Raw genomic sequence first — 17,862 nt, 5'->3', positions numbered from 1 at the left:
AACCCGGGGCGTACGCCCGGTGTACGGGCCGTACGCCCCCTGCGCACCCGGCGCCCCTCCGCGCCCCCGCGCCCCCGCGCCCCCGCGCTCAGCTGCGCCGCAGCCCCAGCGGCTCCGCGATCTCCGCCGCCATCACCCGGCCCGCCTCCTCCTCCAGCCGGCCGTCGTCCAGCGCCGCGTCGCTGTCGGTGTCGAGCCCGTCCAGCTCCCCCAGGGGCGTGTCCAGCCGCACGTGCGCCACCAGCGACTGCAGGGCGCGCAGGCAGGCGCTCGCCGTCGGCCCCCAGTTGGACAGGTACGAGAACTGCCACCACCACAGCGCCTCGTTCACCCGCCCCGCGGCGTAGTGCGCGCGGCCGTGCCGCAGGTCGGTGATCACGTCGGCCAGGTCGTCGGAGATCCGGCTGGCGACGGGCGTGCTGCGCGGCACGTACGGGTCGAAGACCTCGGAGTACACGTCCACCGGGTCCAGCAGCTCGGCGAACCGTTCGCGCAGCTCGTCGACGTCCGGCTCGGGGCCGGTGTCCGGCTCGTACCGCTCGTCCGGCACGAAGTCCTCGTGCGCGCCGAGCCGGCCGCCGGCCAGCAGCAGCTGCGAGACCTCCAGCAGCAGGAAGGGCACGGCGCTGTTCGGCTCGTCACCCTTCGCGACCTCGGTGACCGCGACGATGAAGCTCTCGATCGAGTCGGCGATCTGGACCGCGAAGCTGTCCGGGTCCGGAGTGGCCTGGTGCAAGGTGGCGTCAGACATCGAGCAGACCTCCTGTGTCGGCGCCCCGCGCGCCGCCCGGCCGCGGGTGGCGGCCTGCCGGGCTGCTGGGCGCTGCGCCGGGATCCAGCCGGCGGGCACGTCGTTCCGTTTCAGACATCGAGCAGTCGCCGCCCTTCGAAGGCGCGTCCGAGGGTGACCTCGTCCGCGTACTCCAGGTCCCCTCCGACCGGCAGGCCGCTGGCCAGCCGGGTCACTTTCAGGCCCATGGCCTTGACCATGCGGGCCAGGTACGTGGCCGTGGCCTCGCCCTCCAGGTTGGGGTCGGTGGCGAGGATCAGCTCGGTGACGGCGCCGTCCGCGAGCCGGGCGAGGAGTTCCCGTATCCGCAGGTCGTCGGGGCCGACGCCCTCGATGGGGCTGATCGCGCCGCCGAGCACGTGGTACCGCCCGCGGAACTCACGGGTCCGCTCGATGGCGACGACGTCCTTGGGCTCCTCGACGACGCACAGGACGGCGGGGTCGCGGCGCGGGTCGGCGCAGATGCGGCACTGCTCCTCCTGCGCGACGTTCCCGCAGACCGCGCAGAAGCGGACCTTCTCCTTCACCTCGGACAGCGCGTGCGCCAGCCGGCGGACGTCGGCGGGCTCGGCCTGGAGGATGTGGAAGGCGATGCGCTGCGCACTCTTGGGACCGACGCCGGGCAGCCTGCCCAATTCGTCGATCAGCTCCTGGACCACGCCTTCGTACACGCGATGCCTCTCTCGTGTCCGCTCTCCTGCACCAAGCTAGCCGCTACCGCCGGGTTCAACCCGCTCCCGGGGGCTCCGGGGACGGCGCCCGGCTCCGGAACCCGGCGGATCCGGACGGCCGGAAAGGCACCCCGCAGGCGGCCGATACGGGCGGGTGGTCAGAAGGGCAGCCCCGGCATCCCGCCGAGCCCCTGGGCGAGCGGGCCGAGCCGCTCCTGCTGGAGCTGCTGCGCGGCGTTGTTCGCGTCCCGCACGGCGGCGACGACGAGGTCGGACAGCGTCTCGGTGTCCTCGGGGTCGACAGCACGCGGATCGATCACCAGTCCGGTCAGCTCACCGGACCCGGTCACCGTCGCCTTCACGAGCCCGCCGCCCGCGCTCCCCTCGACCGGGGTCTCGGCCAGCTCCTGCTGGACGGAGGCGAGCTCCTGCTGCATCTTCTGGGCCTGCTGCAACAACTGCTGCATGTCGGGCTGGCCACCACCAGGCATCACGTCGCTCGCTCCTTGTCGCGCTACTGCGGTTCTCTGTCCGTCGTACGGGCCGTTCAGGCGAGCCTACGTTCTCACCCGCCGCGCCGCCGTCCATCGCAGGGAGGACGTGCGGTGGTGCGGTTGCCCCGGGGGGAGTCGCGGCGACTCCCGCCGGGGTCATCCTTGCGGAGTACGGAACCGGGCGGGCCGCCCGCGACCGCCTCAGTCGTGCCGGATCTCCTCTATGACGGTGGCGCCCAGGTCGCGGACGATCAGGTCGTGGCCGGAGAGGGCGGTGTCGTCGAGGTCGGGGTCGTCGTCGTCGGGGATGTCCTCGTCCAGCGGCGGAGGCGGCGGGCCGGGGTCGGGGGGCGGCGCGGGGTCGGGCGGCGGCGCGCCGCGGGACGCGCCGCCGGCGCCGGGACCGGCCGGCGGCCGGGGCTGCTGGGGAGCGGGGGCCGGCACGGAGGGCGCGGGCGCGGTCTGTACGGACTGCCGCACCCCGGCCCCGCCCCCGCCGAACCCGGCACCGCCCCCGCCTCCCGGCCCCCCGCCGGGCCCACCCGCACCGCCACCGGGACCGCCGCCCGGCCCGCCACCACCGCCGGGCCCGCCGGGGCCGCCGCCCGGCCCGGGCCCGCCCGCGGGGCCGCCGCCCGAGCCGCCGGTCGGGTCCACGATGGCCTCGACCTTCCACTGCACGTCGAACCGCTCCGCCAGCACCTCGCGCAGCACCTCGTCGCTGCCGCCGTTGACGAAGCTGTCCCGCGCGCCCACGTTGGCGAAACCGAGCTGGAGCGTCCCGCCGTCGAACCCGGTGACCTGGGCGTTCTGGCTCAGCAGAATCCAGGTGAAGCGCCGCCGGTGCTTGACGGCCTCCAGGATGTCGGGCCACATCTGCCGTACGGAAGCGGCCCCCGCGGCGGCGCCCCCCTGCTGCGCGGGCACTCCCCCGGCGGTCGCGGCGGCAACGCCCCCACCCGCCGCCGCCCGAACGGCGCCCTCCCCCGGAGCCCCGCCCCCGGAAGCCGCCCCCGACGCGGGAGCGGCGACCTGCGCCGCCGCGGCGGCCGGCGCCGCGGAAGCCGCGGCCCCACCGCTCCCGGGCCAGGCCCCGGGCCGACGCCCCTGCCCCCCGGCGGTCCCGCCGCCGGCGGGCCCGGAAGCCCCGACCCCGGAAGCCCCATCAGAACCAGCCCCAGAGTCCCGCGGCCCACCCTCAGAACCGACCCCAGCACCAGCCCCAGAACCGGAACCGGCCCCAGCCCCAGAATCGCCAGCACCAGCCCCAGAACCGGGAGTGACCGGACCGCCCCGCTCCGCGACGGCAGCGCGGACGGCCTCGGCCCCTCCGCGTTCCTCCGCCCCACCGGCGGCCTCGCCCCCACCCCCGCCGGCCGGCCGGTGGGCGTCCGGCCCCGGTACGTACCCCATGGACGGCGGGCCCGAGGCGGCGTTGCGCTCCAGGCGGTCCAGCCGGGCCATGACCGACCGCTCGTCCCCGTACGCACCGGGGAGCAGCACCCGGGCGCAGATCAGCTCGAGTTGGAGGCGCGGCGCGGTGGCGCCGCGCATCTCGGTCAGGCCCTCGTTCACGAGGTCGGCGGCGCGGCTCAGCTCGGCCGCGCCGAAGGTGTCGGCCTGGCGCCGCATCCGCTCCAGCACGTCCGCCGGAACGTCGATCAGCCCCGTGTCCACGGCGTCCGGAACGGCGGCCAGGATCACCAGGTCCCGCAGCCGCTCCAGCAGGTCGGTGACGAACCGCCGCGGATCGTGCCCGCCCTCGATCACCTGCCCCACGACCGCGAACGCCGCCGCCCCGTCGCCCGCCGCGAAGGCGTCGACGACGGAGTCGAGCAGCGCCCCGTCCGTATACCCGAGGAGGGCGGTGGCCATGGCGTACGTCACACCCTGCGCACCGGCGCCGGCGAGGAGTTGGTCCATGACGGACATCGAGTCCCGAACGGATCCGGCCCCGGCCCGTACGACCAGGGGCAGGACGGTGTCCTCGACGGGGATGGACTCGACGCGGCAGACGTCCGCGAGGTAGTCGCGCAGGGTGGCGGGCGGGACGAGGCGGAAGGGATAGTGGTGCGTCCGGGACCGGATGGTCCCGATGACCTTCTCCGGCTCGGTCGTGGCGAAGACGAACTTCAGGTGCTCGGGCGGCTCCTCGACCACCTTCAGCAGGGCGTTGAACCCCGCGGAGGTGACCATGTGCGCCTCGTCGACGATATAGATCTTGTACCGGCTGGCGGCGGGCCCGAAGAACGCCTTCTCGCGCAGCTCGCGCGCGTCGTCCACGCCACCGTGCGACGCGGCGTCGATCTCGATGACGTCGATCGACCCCGGTCCGTTCCGCGCCAGGTCACGGCACGACCGGCACTCCCCGCACGGCTCCGGCGTGGGCCCCCGCTCACAGTTGAGACAGCGGGCGAGGATGCGCGCGCTGGTCGTCTTCCCACAGCCGCGCGGCCCGCTGAACAGATACGCGTGGTTGACCCGCCCGTTCCGCAGCGCCTGCTGCAGGGGGTCGGTCACGTGGTCCTGCCCGATGACCTCGCCGAAGGTCTCGGGCCGGTAGCGGCGGTAGAGAGCGAGCTGCGACACGACTACGACGATATAGGTGACGGCCGACAACGGCGCCCACCCGCAGAAACCCACCCCTCCGCCCCACCCGGGACGCCCCCGCCCCGGACAACGAGGCGCCCCCCACGCACCCGCCAGAGCCCACCTACCCTTGCTGCCTTCCGGCCCTGGGGGAGTTCAGCGAGTTAGCGCCGCGTGAGGGGCGCCTCCACCTTAACCGATGCCACCCCTCGCGAACGAGTTCGCTACCACCCCGCCCCGTCTTGTAATGTGGCCCGCGGAGGATTCGCCTAGAGGCCTAGGGCGCACGCTTGGAAAGCGTGTTGGGGGCAACCCCTCACGAGTTCGAATCTCGTATCCTCCGCACCCCGCCTGACCAGGCAAAACGAAGGGCCCTGCTGTTCGCCAGCAGGGCCCTTCGTCATGGCTCTCAGTCCTCGTTGTCCTGGTTCTTGTCCACAGGCGGTGTCTCGGGCGGCCCTCAGATGACGCGGGCGATCTACCGGGCCACGTCCTTGAGCATGGCATCGGGCACGTGCAGGTACCGCGCCGCATGCGCACGGACGTACCGGGCTCCCACTCCGTGATCATGCCGATGACCCGATCCGGCGCACCAAGGAGCATCAGCACCGTGGCCGCGGTGTGCCGGGCGTCGTGCAGCCGGCCGTTCCGGACCCCATCCCCCTGATTGTCACGCTGTGCGAGTGTCAGAACGACTACGGGTGCGCGAGATCGATGACGACGAGGGGCAGTGCTGCTGAGGATCATCCGTAGAAGCAGCGGGTCGGTGGTGAGCCGGCGGCGGGCGCGGAAACTGCGGTTCGCGATCGTGACCTGGATCGAGCGCACCCACCACCGGCGGCGACGGCAGAGACGGGTGGCCGTTTGTCCCCGTCGAGTACAGGACCATCATGACCCCAACCGCAGCCCTGGCTGCGTAAGTCCTGCTGTCACCTGATCACGCAGCAGTCCCCACCTTGTGTCTCGACGCTCGCATTCGTGGCGGCTTCAGAGAAGCACATCAGAGATGGGTGGGGTGGGTGGGGGAACTGTGCATCCAGGCTATGTCGAACTGCTGAAGGGCGATGCTGTACAAGAGGCTCGGCGCCCGGACGTACAGGCAAGGCGTGTTCCTGCCGTGTGTGGAGCTGCTGTAGAAGGTCAGAAAGGCGGCATGGTCCGTTGCGATCACACGGCAGGTGTTGGGCATGTTGAACTCGCGGAGTTCGACGTTGCTCCGCCAGGACGTGACGTGGACGAGGTAGTCCACGTTCGTCCGCACTTGACTCCTGAGCAGGTCAGGAGTGTAACCGGGATCGAACCGCTCGATGTCATGCGAGCGTCGATCGAGCCAGGAGTCCCCTTGGGCCTGGGAGTCGGGCAGAAGGACCTGGACGGAGTCGGGTGCCAATTCCCCGGACCACACAGGAGAGAACGCCTCGCGGGTGAGCACGTTTCCGCGTCCCGCCAACACCTTGATCCAGCGGGCGCGGCGGAGGTCGCGTGCGATGTCCTGTTCGGCGGACGATTGCCGATGGTAGACGCGACGGAGGCCAGTGCCGGTGAACGAGGAGCAGGCGGCAATCAGCCACCACAGCGGACGTGAGCCTCGGAGGAGGCCGAACCCGAGGGCAATCACGCTGGCTATCAGTGAACTGCCTATCCCGAGGAGGAAAGGGGTCATCCGGACCATCTCCTGTGACTGCCTGTTATCACCCGTCAGGACTGCGGTGAGCAGATGAAGGGAAGGAGCTCCCGCAGGACGTGCGCGGCGTTCCGGGCCGCGAGTTCGTGATGTTCGTGACCCTTCTTCTCATCGGCGTTGTCGGAAACGCCTCTGATAACGATCCAGCCGGGGTTCTCCGCGCCGTGGACGGAGTGCTCCTGCCAGTACTGGCTGAGCCCTCCGGCTTCCATATCCACGGCCATGACCTTCTCGTGGTAGCCCTTGAGGTAGTGCCGGATCTCGCTGTCCCGGTCCGCGATGACAGCCTCGCCCGACCCGATCAGTCCGGGGTAGACGTCGAATTCCTCCGGAGCGTTTGAACGGAGACGTCGGCGCAAGTGTGCCGGCATCCCGTTCTCCGCGAAGAAGGCGTTGACGGCGTGGACGACCGGGGCAGGTGCCTGGCGGTGCTCCCCGCGGCGCCGGACGTCACCGTGTGGGTTGATCTTGCGGTTCTCGTAGTAGACGACATCGGTGGAGACGATGACGTTGCCGATGCGGGCACGCTCGGTGTCGATGCCGCCGCCCACGCCGACCATGGCCCACAGCCGCGGCGCGTAGTGGCGGTGCAGATTCTCAAGGGCCGCCATTGCCGACCGCTGGCCCTGGCTCTGGCTCTGGGTGGCCACCACGCGGACGGTCGAATCCTGAGTGGTGAGGCTGCCCCGGTAGAAGTAGAGGCCGCCGGGTTCCTTGCGGCGTCGTAGGTCCAACTCGCTTACCACGGCCCGTAATTCATCGCTGAGGATGCTGACTACTCCGATGTCCCACGTGGACGTGGGCTCGGTGTCGCCCCTGTCGCCGCCAGCAGCGGCGCCGACGTGAGAGGAGGCAGCACCCCCGAGGACTTTGGCATGATCTCCGACGGCGTTGTTGCTGAAACTATTGTTGCTCCCGTTACTGATGATGCCTCGGTTGCCGGTCATTTTTTTCCACCTTCACTTGAGTTGCCTGCGGGCTGAGTCCCCGCGGCGCCGGCGTGGGCCCCGTCACCCACCGCATTGTTGTTGAAGTTGTTGTTGTCGCCGAAGTTGAAAATCCCGCTGTTGATGATCTTCAGGGCGCGATTAGTGAACTCGGATATGTCCACGTCTTTAGTGGACAGGAAGTCACTGGCGGCCCGGAGCAACCTCAGCTCGATCGTCTTCATCTGGCCCAGGATGTCGCTCTTTTCCAACTGCACCTTGGACCACGCCTGACTCGCCTTCTCCCTGATGCTCACCCGGCTCCCCGTCAAGATGTTGCGCCTCGGCTCGCTGGTGAGGCCGCGGGGGAGTACGGCGGCCTTTCCCAGAGCACGGAGGTGACGGACGACCCGCCACGACTTCTGGATCTCCCTTGGCAGGGCACCCAGTTCGCAGAACGCGGACAAGACCACGGCCATGGCACCTTGCTGACCGAACTCCTCGGTCCGCTGGAAGGAGCGCGGCGTGTGTGCGAGAACGCAGGCCGCCATGAAGATACTCAAGGTCCTTCCCTGGACGCTGACGCGCAGCAGAACGGTCGCAACGAACTCCGAACCCGCCATGGGGGCTGTGACTTCGAGGAAGTGGTGCCGTCTGGCTCCGGGCGTGTTGATGACGGCTTGCAACTCGGCGTCGTCCAGGGACAGCGCGAGGGACGGATCGGCCGCCACGTCGGTCTCGGCCACGTAGACCCGGTCGCGGACTTGGATGGGGAGCCGGACATCCTGGCTGTCGGTGTCGAGTAGTCGCATCGCCTCGCGCAGGTGATCGACCAGTTCGTGCGTCTGGAAAGGCGGTTCCCGGTGTTCGAGGTCATGGAGCTGCGCACCGTCGTCCTCGCTCGGGCGCAACAGCTGGATGTTCATCGGCGGGTTCCACTGATAGACGAGTTCACCGGCCCCGACGAAGGGTGATCTGTCCCCGAAGACGGTGAAGAAGGTGAGACCCTCCTCCTCATCGTCGTCGTCCTCGCTGTGGCGGGGCCGGCGGTAGACCGCGCAGGCGTGCCGCTGCTGGAGGTCCGCCGCCCTCTGCCGGCCGGACAGTCGAGCGGGCCGGAGATTCCGCGCCCGGTGGATGCGGTTGAGCATCAACTGCCGCGTGGCCCCCACCGCGAGGCACAAGACCGCCGTGCCCATGGCCACGGCCAAGGCCACCAGCGCTTGGCCCGGATGGGAGACCGCGACGACCACCCCGGTCGCGGTCACCGAGAGCGCGACGACACGAATATGCCGGAACACGGGCGGCTTCTCGGCCTTCCACCGAGGAAAGACCAGCCTGAGGAGGTCGCTTTCGAAGATCACGAGTTTCCAATAGCGGCGTTTCGATGTCCTCTTCGGCTGCCGCTTCCGATCGGCTTCCCGCAGCATCCTCGTGACGCGCAGCAGCCAGAGCAGGGCGAGGCCGCACCCGAGGAGGACGGCGCACGGCAAGGCGCCGGCCAGGGCCGGGACGGCCACCGCTCCCACCAGAGCCACGCGCAGGACGGTGGACAGCGCCGCGGCCCGCCAGGCGTGGCGCATGACGGGGACGATGTCGAACCCGTAGGAGGGGGCGACCCTCCGGTACGGGGCAGTGCACACCTCGTCGATCACAAGGTCGCGGAAGCGTTCGTCGACGTACATCCCCGCGCATAGGTGACGCGTGGCCGCGGTGGGTTCATCGACCGTTTCCTTGGCCGGCAGCGCATGTGTACTGATCATGCTGTGCCCCTACCTCGCAGAGTTAAGGTCCATGAGACCATAAATGCCTGGGCATCTTTAAGTCAATATGACCTTTAGGGGTTCTGATGAACGACCAGTTGAAGGGCGCCGCCGAGGTGGAGCCGTCGTGGGTCACCGTGGACCTGGCGATCTTCACCGTCAGGAGCGAGCGGTTGATGGTGCTCCTGGTCGATCGCGGGCGGCAGCCGTACCTCGGCCGGGCCGCGCTGCCTGGCGGCTACGTCCGTAAGAACGAGACCCTGCGCGCCGGGGCCCTGCGCGAGCTACGGGAGGAGGCCGGGATCGACGGCAGCCGGCTTCACCTGGAGCAGCTCGGCGCGTACGGGGATCCGCCACGTGACCCGAGAGGCCGCGTGGTCACCATCGCCTACCTCGCCCTGGGGCCGGACCTCCCCGTGCCGGTGGGCGGCACGGACGCCGAGCACGCCTACTGGGCCCCGGTATCGAACATCACGAGCGCCACCATCCGATTGGCGTTCGACCACTCCGACATTATCGCGGACGCCCTGGAGGAGGTCCGCAGGAAGCTGGAGCACACCGCCATCGCGACGGCCTTCTGCGGGGAGTCGTTCGCGTTGAGCGAGCTGCGCAGGGTCTACGAGGTGGTCTGGGGGCAGCCCCTCGACCCGAGCAACTTTCGCCGCAAGGTACTCAACACCAAGGGCTTCGTGCGAGCCACCGGGGAACAGCGACTCCCACCCACCGGACGCCCAGCCGCCCTCTACCGCCGGGGGGAAGCGTGGCTGCTCAGCCCGCCTTTGTTGCGAAGCAACGGACACGGCACATAGCCTGCCCACGGCTGACTCCGTTTCCAACACCCGCAGCGTCTCGGTCGCCGACGCGATGTCGCCGACTTGATTGCGAATCCGCTTCACCGACCGTTGCCAGACGGCGTCGGCCGGCACCCATCGGTCCCGAAGCTTACTCGCCGGCAGGTCGACGAGTGGCGACATCCCCCACGGCTTGAAGAGCACCCCGACGAGCCGAACCCGCGCGGGGTACTCGACGAGGAAACGCCTGGTCCATACGCCCATGAACCACCCATTGGCAAACACAGCCGGCGGCACCGCAGGGTCGAAGTCCCACAGGCGGACCGGCCCGCCCAGGTTGAGGAACAGGTGCGCAGACGGCATCGGCGGCATGTTCATGCGACGGTGTCGTCGACGAACCGGTCGAGGGGCGGACAGGCCACCCGGCCGACGTATTCCACCGGCACAGGGGTGCCCGACAACCGTTCAGTGCGCGAGGGACGTCGCCAGCCCTGGCTTGGAGCCGTCACCTCGACTTCCTCAGATGCGAAGGACGTCAGCTCCTCAATCCGCGACCTTCCGACCGTGTGGATGCCCCCGTGGCACACGCCAACTCCAGGCCACAAACCTTTTGATGACGAGAGCTCGGCCTTCGCGGTGACGTGGCGCTGGCGGGTGCCCATTTTCTTCCTTCATTCACTGCCTGCATCGGCTCGGCGGCTGCGCACCTCCGAGCTACCGAGCGAGCGCTCGGCATTATCGAGGAGTTCCTTATAGGTGATAACCTCAACTCGATTCACATGGGTGTTGAATGTCCGAAGCGCTTCATTTATTTCCCTCTCAGGTACATCCGGCTGGAGGGCTGGATGGCCAATCAAAACGATGGCACTCGCTCGGCGCGTCTCGATACCAAGGTCCTCGAAGATCCGCTGACGGTCCTCGTCCAGCCCGACAAGGTAGTTGACAGCTTGACCGACGGCGTCGTGTACCGCAGCGGTAGGAACCCAGGCCCCGCGGTACCGCTTCACCAAGGGGCCCCTCATACTCATAGCTCGCTTTAGTTCAACAACGTGAAGACTTCCGTCGCCACGAATTAGAGGAAGATCAATCTCGTCGCCCTGGACCAACCTGCGGTGGGCCGCTTCCCCGATAAAGCGCCCCCCAAAGATCCAATGCTGCCCTTGCAGCACCCGTTGCAGATCCAACTCTGCGGCTTTTCTGTCTTCAACCACTCTGCGTAGATCACCTAGGCGATCCGCTCGCTGTTGCAGTTGCGCTGCCCGAAGGATCATCTGGCCATCAGGGTCGTCTGCAAGGAGAGCCCATGTCTCCGGCAAGGCAGCGACTCGACGGGCAGCTTCCTCGGAGTCCTCGATATCGACTCGCTCGTGGAGCGCACGCTCCAACCACAGCACTACCTCCGCCCGGCCCCGAATGAGCTTGTAGCGGCCCGGCTGACCTTCTGGGGCGACGAGATGCCGCGCGTCACGACTGAGCGAATCGAAATGGGAAAGCAGGTCCTTCATATCCGCATCCGGGTGTTTATCCAGAAATTCACGCCCTGCATCGGCGATGTACTTGAAGTTGATCTCAAGCGTGCGACCGACGTATCTCCGCAAGCTTTCGTTTCGTATGCCCTCCTGAAACAGGCGATACTTCTCAGCGAAGTCTGGCTGAAGGATCCGCTCCTCAGCATAGTCCACGGAGTCCTGCAGCAGCCTCACGACCCTCCACTCGCCGATCTCAACCGCTTGCCGGCGTGCTTCCGTCAGAAGTTGCACCAACGCCTTTCCGCCTCTACGACGGCTCCGCCCACTCCTCATGTGCCGAAGTGCAGCGGTGACCGCTCCTTTAACCCCTTCATCTGACGCCTGCTCGCGAACGTACTCAAGTTGTAAGTCCAGTGAAAAATCTGATCTGACACTCATGGAACTGAAGTGTGCCCCACAGGTCCGACAATGTCTCGCGGGATCCCCCGCAGTGGGGTGACAACCCAAGTCGAGAGCAAGGCAGTTTGCCTCCTTCGACTCCTGCGACGGCGAGTGCCGCCTTCCTAGTTGCCGGCGTACGCGAGCGCGGGCGGTTGGGCCGTGCAGGCGCAGGTGTGGCTCGGAGCACCGCTCCTCGTCGGGGTTGTCGAGCGGACCGGACACCGGGAACGGTCTCAGTTCTGGTCTCGTTCACCGGTGTCCGTCCTGGTTCTCAGCTCGAAGCGGCGACTGCTCCACAACAGGTCAGGACGCGGTCGACCTGGCCCGGACAGCAACACGGCGGATTGGAAAGCGTGTTGGGGGCAACCCCTCACGAGTTCGAATCTCGTATCCTCCGCACCCCGCCTGACCAGGCACAACGAAGGCCCCGTCCGACTTGTCGGCCGGGGCCTCGTCTGTGCCGTGGAGCGAAGCGATGGCCGAGCAGCGCATCGCCTCCGGCCCGCTGGTATCCATGCCCGCACTCACCCCGGCCGCCCTGCGCACCGCCATCGCCCAGATCGCCCCGGCACAGCTTCCAGTATTCGCCGAGCACCTCGACCGAGCTGCCGAGCAAACCTCCGCGCAGAGCACGACCACCCCGCTGCGAGCTTGTCGAGGTGGAGCGGCTCGTAGAACAGCTCACCGCCCTCGGACACGACGCTGCGGCAGCCGGACGAGGCCCCGCCCACGGGGGTGGGCCCGGGCACTCCGACATCGTCGGCGGCCGTGGCTTCTTCATGTACCCCGCCCCGGAATCGAATGCGTTGCTTCAGCACCTGGGGCCGCCGGGGCCGCACTCCGGTGGTGCGGGTCACCGCCGTCGGTGTCAGCTGCGGCGGCGCCATCGGGACTGTTTGTTGCGGTTGCCGCAGAGTCCCATGGAGCACCAGCGGCCCGTGCGCGATCGGGAGTGGTCGTAGAACGCCCAGTGGCAGTCGTCGGCGGCGCACGCCTTCAGCCGGCTCCACGTCTCGTCGCGGAGGGCGTCCGCGACCGCGCCGACGACGCGCCCTGCGGCGCCCCTCAGGCCGTCGTACGGGGAGGTCAGGTTCAGCCCGTCGGGGGAGAACGCGACGGTCACCCCGGACCAGCCGGCGGCCTCCGTGAGCGCGGCGGCGGTCTCCGGCGGCAGCGGTGCCCGGTCGTGGTTCGCCAGGAGTCCCCGGCGCAGTGCCTCGCGGAGCCGGACGGCCCGTTGCAACGTATCGGCCGAAGCGGGGCCCGTCAGATGCTGGGACTTCGCCCACTCCGCCCACGCGTCGGCGTCGCGCAGCTGGTCGGTGCCCTGGTCGATGTCGCGGGTGTTGATGAACGTGCGTACGAATTCCAGCTTCCCGGGGGCGTGCGGGGAGCGGTCCGGCGTGGCCATGCACCGATGCTAACCCTCGTTGACCGGATGACGGTCACTCCATAACCTCTGTCTGCATGATGAAGGTTACGGAGTCATCCTGGGTGCCCCAGTTCAACCGCCTCTGGGGCGCCGGCGCGTGCTCCGGGCTCGGGGCCGAGATCGGGGAGTTGGCGCTGCCCTCGCTGGCGCTGCTCACGCTCGGTGCCACGGCGGCCGAGGCATCCTGGGTGCGGGCGGCGCTCCTGGCCCCGTTCCTCCTGCTCACCCTCTGGCTGGGGGTCCTCGTCGACCGGTGTCGCAGGCGGCCGTTGATGCTCGTGGCCGACATCGGGCGGGGGGCCATCCTGGCCTTGGTGTGCGTGCTCGCCCTGTTCGACCGGCTCGGGGTCCCCGCGCTCATCGTGGCGACCTTCGGACTCGGGACGCTGACGGTCCTCTACCAACTCGCTGACTTCTCGTTTGTCCCGCACATCGTCCCGGAGCGGCATCTCATCGACGCCAACGCGAAGATCACCGCGACCCAGTCGGCGATCTCGATCACCGGCACCGGCGTGGGAGGGACACTCGTCCAACTTCTCACCGCCCCCTTCGCGGTCGCGGCGAACGCTCTCGGCTACCTGGCGTCCGCCACGCTCATCGGGCGGATACGCGTCCACGAGGAACGTCCGGCACGAGCCGGACGTGGCCGGGTCGTCGCCGAGGCCCGTGCCGGGCTGCGCGTCCTGCGCCGGCACCGGGTGCTGCGCGCACTGGTGGCGGAGGCGTCCGTCTGGAACCTCGGCAACGAGATCCTGATGCTCGCCCTCGCCGTTCACGTCCTCGACGGCGCGGCGGCGGGGCCCCTGGTGCTGGGCATCATTCTCACCTGCGGTGGCGCGGGGTCGTTCATCGGCAGCCTGTGCAGCTCCCGGCTCACCGCCCGCCACGGCTACGGCCCGTCGCTCCTGGCCAGCCTGGTCCTCGGCAACAGCGCCCCGTTCCTCGGCGTTCTCGTCGTGCTCGGCGGGCCGCCCGCGGTGGAGGTGCCGGTGCTGTGTGCCGCGTTTCTCGCCTCCGGGGCCGGCAGCGGTGTCGCCAACTCCCAGTCGTCCAGCATCCGGCAGCTGGCGGTCCCCGGTGAACTCCGCGGGCGCGTCAACGCCGGGTACCGGCTGCTCTCCTGGGGGGCCCTGTCGATCGGGGCACTTGCCGGGGGGCTCCTCACCACCGCGGCCGGTCCCCTGCGCGCGGCGGCGCTGGGCGCGCTGGTCATGGCCGCCGCCACCCTGCCCGTGCTGTGGTCGCCGGTCCGGCGGGTCCGCGCCATCCAGGATGTGGCTGCGGGCAGCACTCAGCCCGGCTGACGTGGTGCGAGGGCATACGTTCACGCCCCCGGAGGATCCGGGGCGAGCAAGCGCTTGACGGCTTGTACGCACCACGGAGCGCCCCGGCCGGCGGGTGACACCGCATGCGCGGCCTCCGTCCGCCCATCATGGCGGCGCCGGGGTGCCTTCGGCTGCGATGGGGTCACCGCTGTCCAGGCGGCTCCGGCCTGGTTGTCGGTCGGGGCCTTCGTCGTGTTGGCCGGGCCGGGCGGGCGGGTGGCGGTCAGCGGGGCGGAGGGAATCGCAGCGCTACGGTCAGGCCACCGTGGCTGCCGGGCGTTGCGGTCAGTTCGGCGTGGTGCGCTTCGGCGATGGAGGCCGCGATGGGCAGGCCGAGGCCGTGGCCGGTGGTGGCGGTGCGGTCGGGCGATTGGCGGCGGAAGGGTTCGAAGAGGGCCGGGATCGTGTCCGCGGGGACGGGCGGGCCGGTGTTCGTCACGGTGAGGGTGTCCCGCTCGACCGCCACCCGGACCCTGCCGCCCGGGTGGTTGTACTGGATGGCGTTGCGGATGAGGTTGGTCAGGAGATGGCGCAGCAGGATGCGGTCCCCCCGGACCGTCAGGGGGTTCTCGGCGGGGAGGCCGAGGTCCACGTGTGCGTCCCGTGCGGAGGGGGCGAGTGCGGAGGTGGCGGTTCTGGCGAGGGCCGTGAGGTCCACGTCCGCCGTCTCGTCCAGGCCGCGGTCGCTGCGGGCCAGCAGGAGGAGGGCGTTGATCAGCTGTTCGGCGTCCTGGTTGGCGGCCAGCAGGTCGTCGCGGACGTCCCGGAGGTGTCCGGGGAGGGGCTCGGCGAGGCCGACCTGGAGGCTGGTGCGCTGGACGGCGAGGGGGGTCTTGAGTTCGTGGGAGGCGTTGGCGACGAAGCGGCGCTGGCTCTCGAAGGATCTTTCCAGGCGGTCGAGCATGGTGTCGAAGGTGTCGGCGAGGCGGTGGAGTTCGTCGTCCGGGCCGGTCAGCGCCAGGCGCTGGTGGAGGTTCTGTTCGCTGATGCGGCGGGCGGCCCGGGTCATGGAGGCGACCGGCCGCAGCGCGCGTCCGGCCAGCCACCAGCCGAGCAGGCCGGCCAGCAGGGCGAGGACCAGCAGGCCGATGGCGGACCAGAGCACCATCTGGCGCAGGGCGGTGTCCTGTACGGCCTGCACGGTCTGGTCGATCTGCCTGATCGCGGCGGTGTCGTAGGGGCTGTCGGGCGGCGGGGACGACGGCGGCGGGGTCACGGGGGCGGCCGGTTCGCCGGTGGTCGGGCGGTAGCCGTCGTCGCCGTACGTGATCTCCATGCCCTGAACGCGCCGGGCTGTGCCGTGGCGGGCGAGGAGTACGACGAAGGTCAGCAGTGCGACGCCGGTGAGCAGGAAGAGGGCGGAGATGGCGGCGGCGAGCCGGGCGCGGAACGGCAGCCGGGCGAGCCACCGGCGTGCGTTCAGTCGCACAGCCGGTAGCCCTGTCCGGTGTCGGCGGTGATCAGGCCGGGGTCGCCGAGTTTGCCGCGCAGCCGGCTGACGGTGGCCCGTACGGCGCTGGTGCGCGGGTCGAGGTGCTCGTCCCAGACGGTGCGGACGAGGGTGTCGTGGGGGACCGGCGCCCCGCGGGCCTGGAGCAGCAGGTGCAGGACCTCGAATTCCCGGGCGGTCAGTTCCACGGTGCGGCCGTGGACGCGGACGGTGCGCCGGGCCGGGTCCAGGGCGATGCCGGCGTAGTCCAGGCCGGCGGGTGGCGGTCCGGGCGGGCGGCGGCTCAGGGTGCGTACGCGGGCGACGAGTTCGGCGAAGTCGAAGGGTTTGGCGAGGTAGTCGTCGGCGCCGAGGGTGGTGAGGCCGTAGACCTTGTCCTCGACCTCGCCGGCGGCCGTCAGCATCAGGACGGGCGGCGGGTCGACGAGGTCGCGCAGCCGGCGGCACAGGTCGTCGCCGCTCAGGACCGGCAGGTCGCGGTCGAGGACCAGGACGTCGTAGGCGGTGAGCAGGCACATCCGCTCGGCCTCGGCGCCGTCGTGGGCGACGTCGACCGCCATGGTCTGCCGCCGCAGGCCGGTGGCGATGGTACGGGCCAGGATGCGGTGGTCCTCGGCGACCAGAACTCTCATGCCGCCATGAAAGCAGGACCGTGATTGCAGCCGCGTAAGGCCGGATTCCGCGCACGGATCCGGTGCGGTGCTTATGCCGCCGTAACGCATTTATCCCGGCGCACACACCGGGCTGCTTCTGTCTGGGGCATGAACTTCGTCAAGCGTGCGGGGATGTCCCTGAGGGCCAGGAAATCCAGGACCGCGGCCCTGCTGGGGATCTTCGTCGTCATCTGCGCGCTGTTGCTCGGCGGGTTCCTGCTGCGGTCCGCCGCCGAGGGCCGGGAGGCCGCGGCGCAGCGCGCCATCGGCGTCGATGTGACCGTGCGGAAGAAGGGCATGAGCGCGGCCGACGCCGGCCGGCTCGGCGCGCTGGACGTCGTCCACCGCTACAACCCGCGGTTTCCGGTACGGGCCGGGGCGGACGGCTTCGCCGCGCTGACCTCCCGGCGGCCCGCGCCGGGCGGTGCCCGCGCCGGGGGCGGGGGCCCGCTGGCGGTGGTCGGCGTGCGCGACGCGGGGCTGCTGCTGCCGTTCTCGTACGGCTCCACCGGGATCACCTCGGGGCGCGGGATCACGCCGGCCGACGCCGGCCGGCACGTGGCCATGGTCGAGGAGCGGCTGGCCGCGGAGAACGGGCTGAAGGTGGGCGACACCCTCCGCGTACGCTCCACGGCCGGCACCCGCACCGTGCCGGTGGAGATCGTCGGGATCTTCGCCGACCCGACGCGGGACCCGACCGGCGCGGCGCCGCCGCACGAGCTGCCGGGGAACGTGCTGTACGTGCCGGTGCGCACCGCGCGGCAGCTCGGCAGCCCCGGCACCACCGGCGAGGCCGTCTACCGGGTCGGCTCCCCGGATCAGGCCGAGCGGCTGCACGCCGCGGCCGACACGCTGCTCGGCGCCGGGAGCTTCGACTTCCGCGTCAACGACAAGGCGTACCGGGATCAGGTCCGTCCCATCCAGCGGGTAGGCGCTTTCGCCTCGCTGATCGTCCTGGTCATCGCGGTGGCCGGCGCACTGGTGCTCGGCCTGCTGGTGATGTCGCAGATCCGCGAGCGCCGCGACGAGCTGGGGGTGCTGCTGTCGCTGGGCGAGAGGAAGTGGAAGCTCGTCGGCCAGCACGCCGTCGAGGTGGCGGCGCTCGCGCTGCCCGCCGTCGCCGTCGCGGCGGTGGCGGGTCAGCTGGCCGGCCCCGCGGCCGGTGCGGCCCTGCCGGGCGGCGGCTCGCAGCACCGGCGGGCGGCCGCCGCCGACGGCGTGGACGCGACCGTCCCGCCGCCGGACCCGCGCGTCGAGCCCGCGGATGTCGCCAGGGTCGCCGGCGTCGGCCTGGGCATCTCCCTGGTCGCCACCGTCGTCCCCGGCATCGGGATCCTGCGCCTGCACCCGCGCTCCATCCTCGCCGACACCGAGTAAAGCCCCG

At 70.2% G+C, this 17,862-nt stretch carries 14 protein-coding genes, 1 tRNA gene, 1 other RNA gene and 2 pseudogenes; 4 read left to right on the top strand and 14 right to left on the bottom strand.

What is annotated here, in order from left to right; genetic code table 11:
- Positions 1-88: 88 nt before the first annotated feature.
- The 5 genes from ACHZ99_RS17665 to ffs all read right to left on the bottom strand — a co-directional run bounded on the left by ACHZ99_RS17665 (position 89) and on the right by ffs (position 4,731).
- Positions 89-751 carry a DUF5063 domain-containing protein gene (locus ACHZ99_RS17665; RefSeq protein ID WP_420305559.1) on the bottom strand — a complete coding sequence of 221 codons (663 nt, stop codon included), beginning with the start codon at positions 749-751 and terminating at the stop codon, positions 89-91.
- 110 nt (positions 752-861) lie between these two features.
- Positions 862-1,461, bottom strand: a complete 600-nt coding sequence (gene recR / locus ACHZ99_RS17660; protein WP_420305558.1) for a recombination mediator RecR — start codon at positions 1,459-1,461, stop codon at positions 862-864.
- Positions 1,462-1,619: 158 nt separating this feature from the next.
- On the bottom strand, positions 1,620-1,955 hold the full coding sequence (locus ACHZ99_RS17655) for a YbaB/EbfC family nucleoid-associated protein (protein WP_420305557.1): 336 nt from the start codon (positions 1,953-1,955) through the stop codon (positions 1,620-1,622).
- 201 nt (positions 1,956-2,156) lie between these two features.
- A complete protein-coding gene (locus ACHZ99_RS17650; RefSeq protein ID WP_420305556.1) occupies positions 2,157-4,544 on the bottom strand; it encodes a DNA polymerase III subunit gamma and tau in 2,388 nt (795 codons plus the stop codon).
- A gap of 90 nt (positions 4,545-4,634) precedes the next feature.
- An RNA gene (gene ffs / locus ACHZ99_RS17645) (signal recognition particle sRNA small type) lies at positions 4,635-4,731 on the bottom strand.
- A 71-nt stretch (positions 4,732-4,802) separates the two neighbouring features.
- Here ffs and ACHZ99_RS17640 point away from each other — a divergent pair.
- Positions 4,803-4,887, top strand: a tRNA-Ser gene (locus ACHZ99_RS17640).
- Positions 4,888-5,004: 117 nt separating this feature from the next.
- Here ACHZ99_RS17640 and ACHZ99_RS17635 read toward each other — a convergent pair.
- The 4 genes and pseudogenes from ACHZ99_RS17635 to ACHZ99_RS17620 all read right to left on the bottom strand — a co-directional run.
- Positions 5,005-5,201 (bottom strand): annotated as a pseudogene (locus ACHZ99_RS17635) (site-specific integrase); the annotation flags it as partial.
- A gap of 343 nt (positions 5,202-5,544) precedes the next feature.
- The gene (locus tag ACHZ99_RS17630) at positions 5,545-6,207 is read right to left on the bottom strand and encodes a hypothetical protein (RefSeq protein WP_420305555.1); all 663 of its coding nucleotides are present in this window, start codon (positions 6,205-6,207) and stop codon (positions 5,545-5,547) included.
- A 35-nt stretch (positions 6,208-6,242) separates the two neighbouring features.
- Entirely contained in the window at positions 6,243-7,175 is a 933-nt protein-coding gene (locus ACHZ99_RS17625) for a hypothetical protein (RefSeq protein ID WP_420305554.1), read from the bottom strand.
- Positions 7,172-8,917: a hypothetical protein gene (locus ACHZ99_RS17620; RefSeq protein WP_420305553.1), complete on the bottom strand. Its 1,746-nt coding sequence runs from the start codon at positions 8,915-8,917 to the stop codon at positions 7,172-7,174. Before ACHZ99_RS17620 ends, ACHZ99_RS17625 begins: the two co-directional genes overlap by 4 nt.
- Positions 8,918-9,003: 86 nt before the next feature.
- Between ACHZ99_RS17620 and ACHZ99_RS17615 the strand changes: the two genes are divergently transcribed.
- On the top strand, positions 9,004-9,726 hold the full coding sequence (locus ACHZ99_RS17615) for an NUDIX hydrolase (RefSeq protein WP_420305552.1): 723 nt from the start codon (positions 9,004-9,006) through the stop codon (positions 9,724-9,726).
- A 174-nt stretch (positions 9,727-9,900) separates the two neighbouring features.
- On the opposite strand, the pseudogene ACHZ99_RS17610 reads toward ACHZ99_RS17615, so the two are convergent.
- The 3 genes and pseudogenes from ACHZ99_RS17610 to ACHZ99_RS17600 all read right to left on the bottom strand — a co-directional run.
- A pseudogene (locus tag ACHZ99_RS17610) lies at positions 9,901-10,071 on the bottom strand (AraC family transcriptional regulator); the annotation flags it as partial.
- A 308-nt stretch (positions 10,072-10,379) separates the two neighbouring features.
- Complete coding sequence (locus ACHZ99_RS17605) at positions 10,380-11,390, bottom strand: Shedu anti-phage system protein SduA domain-containing protein (RefSeq protein ID WP_420305551.1); 1,011 nt, start codon at positions 11,388-11,390, stop codon at positions 10,380-10,382.
- A gap of 1,096 nt (positions 11,391-12,486) precedes the next feature.
- Positions 12,487-13,029 (bottom strand): CGNR zinc finger domain-containing protein, encoded by a 543-nt coding sequence (locus tag ACHZ99_RS17600; protein WP_420305550.1) that lies wholly within the window; start codon positions 13,027-13,029, stop codon positions 12,487-12,489.
- 83 nt (positions 13,030-13,112) lie between these two features.
- On the opposite strand from ACHZ99_RS17600, the gene ACHZ99_RS17595 reads away from it, so the two are divergent.
- Positions 13,113-14,354 (top strand): MFS transporter, encoded by a 1,242-nt coding sequence (locus ACHZ99_RS17595; RefSeq protein WP_420305549.1) that lies wholly within the window; start codon positions 13,113-13,115, stop codon positions 14,352-14,354.
- A 244-nt stretch (positions 14,355-14,598) separates the two neighbouring features.
- On the opposite strand, the gene ACHZ99_RS17590 is transcribed toward ACHZ99_RS17595, so the two are convergent.
- Together ACHZ99_RS17590 and ACHZ99_RS17585 are read right to left on the bottom strand one after the other, a co-directional pair.
- On the bottom strand, positions 14,599-15,804 hold the full coding sequence (locus tag ACHZ99_RS17590; protein ID WP_420305548.1) for a sensor histidine kinase: 1,206 nt from the start codon (positions 15,802-15,804) through the stop codon (positions 14,599-14,601).
- Positions 15,795-16,457, bottom strand: coding sequence for a response regulator transcription factor (locus ACHZ99_RS17585; protein WP_420305547.1), 663 nt, complete (start codon positions 16,455-16,457; stop codon positions 15,795-15,797). The genes ACHZ99_RS17590 and ACHZ99_RS17585 overlap by 10 nt, the downstream gene beginning before the upstream one ends.
- Positions 16,458-16,586: 129 nt before the next feature.
- Between ACHZ99_RS17585 and ACHZ99_RS17580 the strand changes: the two genes are divergently transcribed.
- Positions 16,587-17,855 carry an ABC transporter permease gene (locus ACHZ99_RS17580; protein ID WP_420305546.1) on the top strand — a complete coding sequence of 423 codons (1,269 nt, stop codon included), beginning with the start codon at positions 16,587-16,589 and terminating at the stop codon, positions 17,853-17,855.
- Positions 17,856-17,862: the final 7 nt, after the last annotated feature.

Source organism: Streptomyces sp. MAR4 CNX-425, assembly GCF_048656465.1.
In the GTDB taxonomy this organism is placed as follows: domain Bacteria; phylum Actinomycetota; class Actinomycetes; order Streptomycetales; family Streptomycetaceae; genus Streptomyces.
Note: the sequence above shows the minus strand (reverse complement) of the source record. Positions and strands in the feature narration are given on the sequence as shown.

What these genes read in the sequence shown, in the direction of transcription:
- ACHZ99_RS17665 (WP_420305559.1), bottom strand. Translation starts at nt 751, where the DNA reads ATGTCTGACGCCACCTTGCACCAGGCCACTCCGGACCCGGACAGCTTC.
- ACHZ99_RS17615 (WP_420305552.1), top strand. Translation starts at nt 9,004, where the DNA reads ATGAACGACCAGTTGAAGGGCGCCGCCGAGGTGGAGCCGTCGTGGGTC.
- ACHZ99_RS17600 (WP_420305550.1), bottom strand. Translation starts at nt 13,029, where the DNA reads ATGGCCACGCCGGACCGCTCCCCGCACGCCCCCGGGAAGCTGGAATTC.
- ACHZ99_RS17585 (WP_420305547.1), bottom strand. Translation starts at nt 16,457, where the DNA reads ATGAGAGTTCTGGTCGCCGAGGACCACCGCATCCTGGCCCGTACCATC.
- ACHZ99_RS17630 (WP_420305555.1), bottom strand. Translation starts at nt 6,207, where the DNA reads ATGACCCCTTTCCTCCTCGGGATAGGCAGTTCACTGATAGCCAGCGTG.
- ACHZ99_RS17625 (WP_420305554.1), bottom strand. Translation starts at nt 7,175, where the DNA reads ATGACCGGCAACCGAGGCATCATCAGTAACGGGAGCAACAATAGTTTC.
- ACHZ99_RS17580 (WP_420305546.1), top strand. Translation starts at nt 16,587, where the DNA reads ATGAACTTCGTCAAGCGTGCGGGGATGTCCCTGAGGGCCAGGAAATCC.
- ACHZ99_RS17620 (WP_420305553.1), bottom strand. Translation starts at nt 8,917, where the DNA reads ATGATCAGTACACATGCGCTGCCGGCCAAGGAAACGGTCGATGAACCC.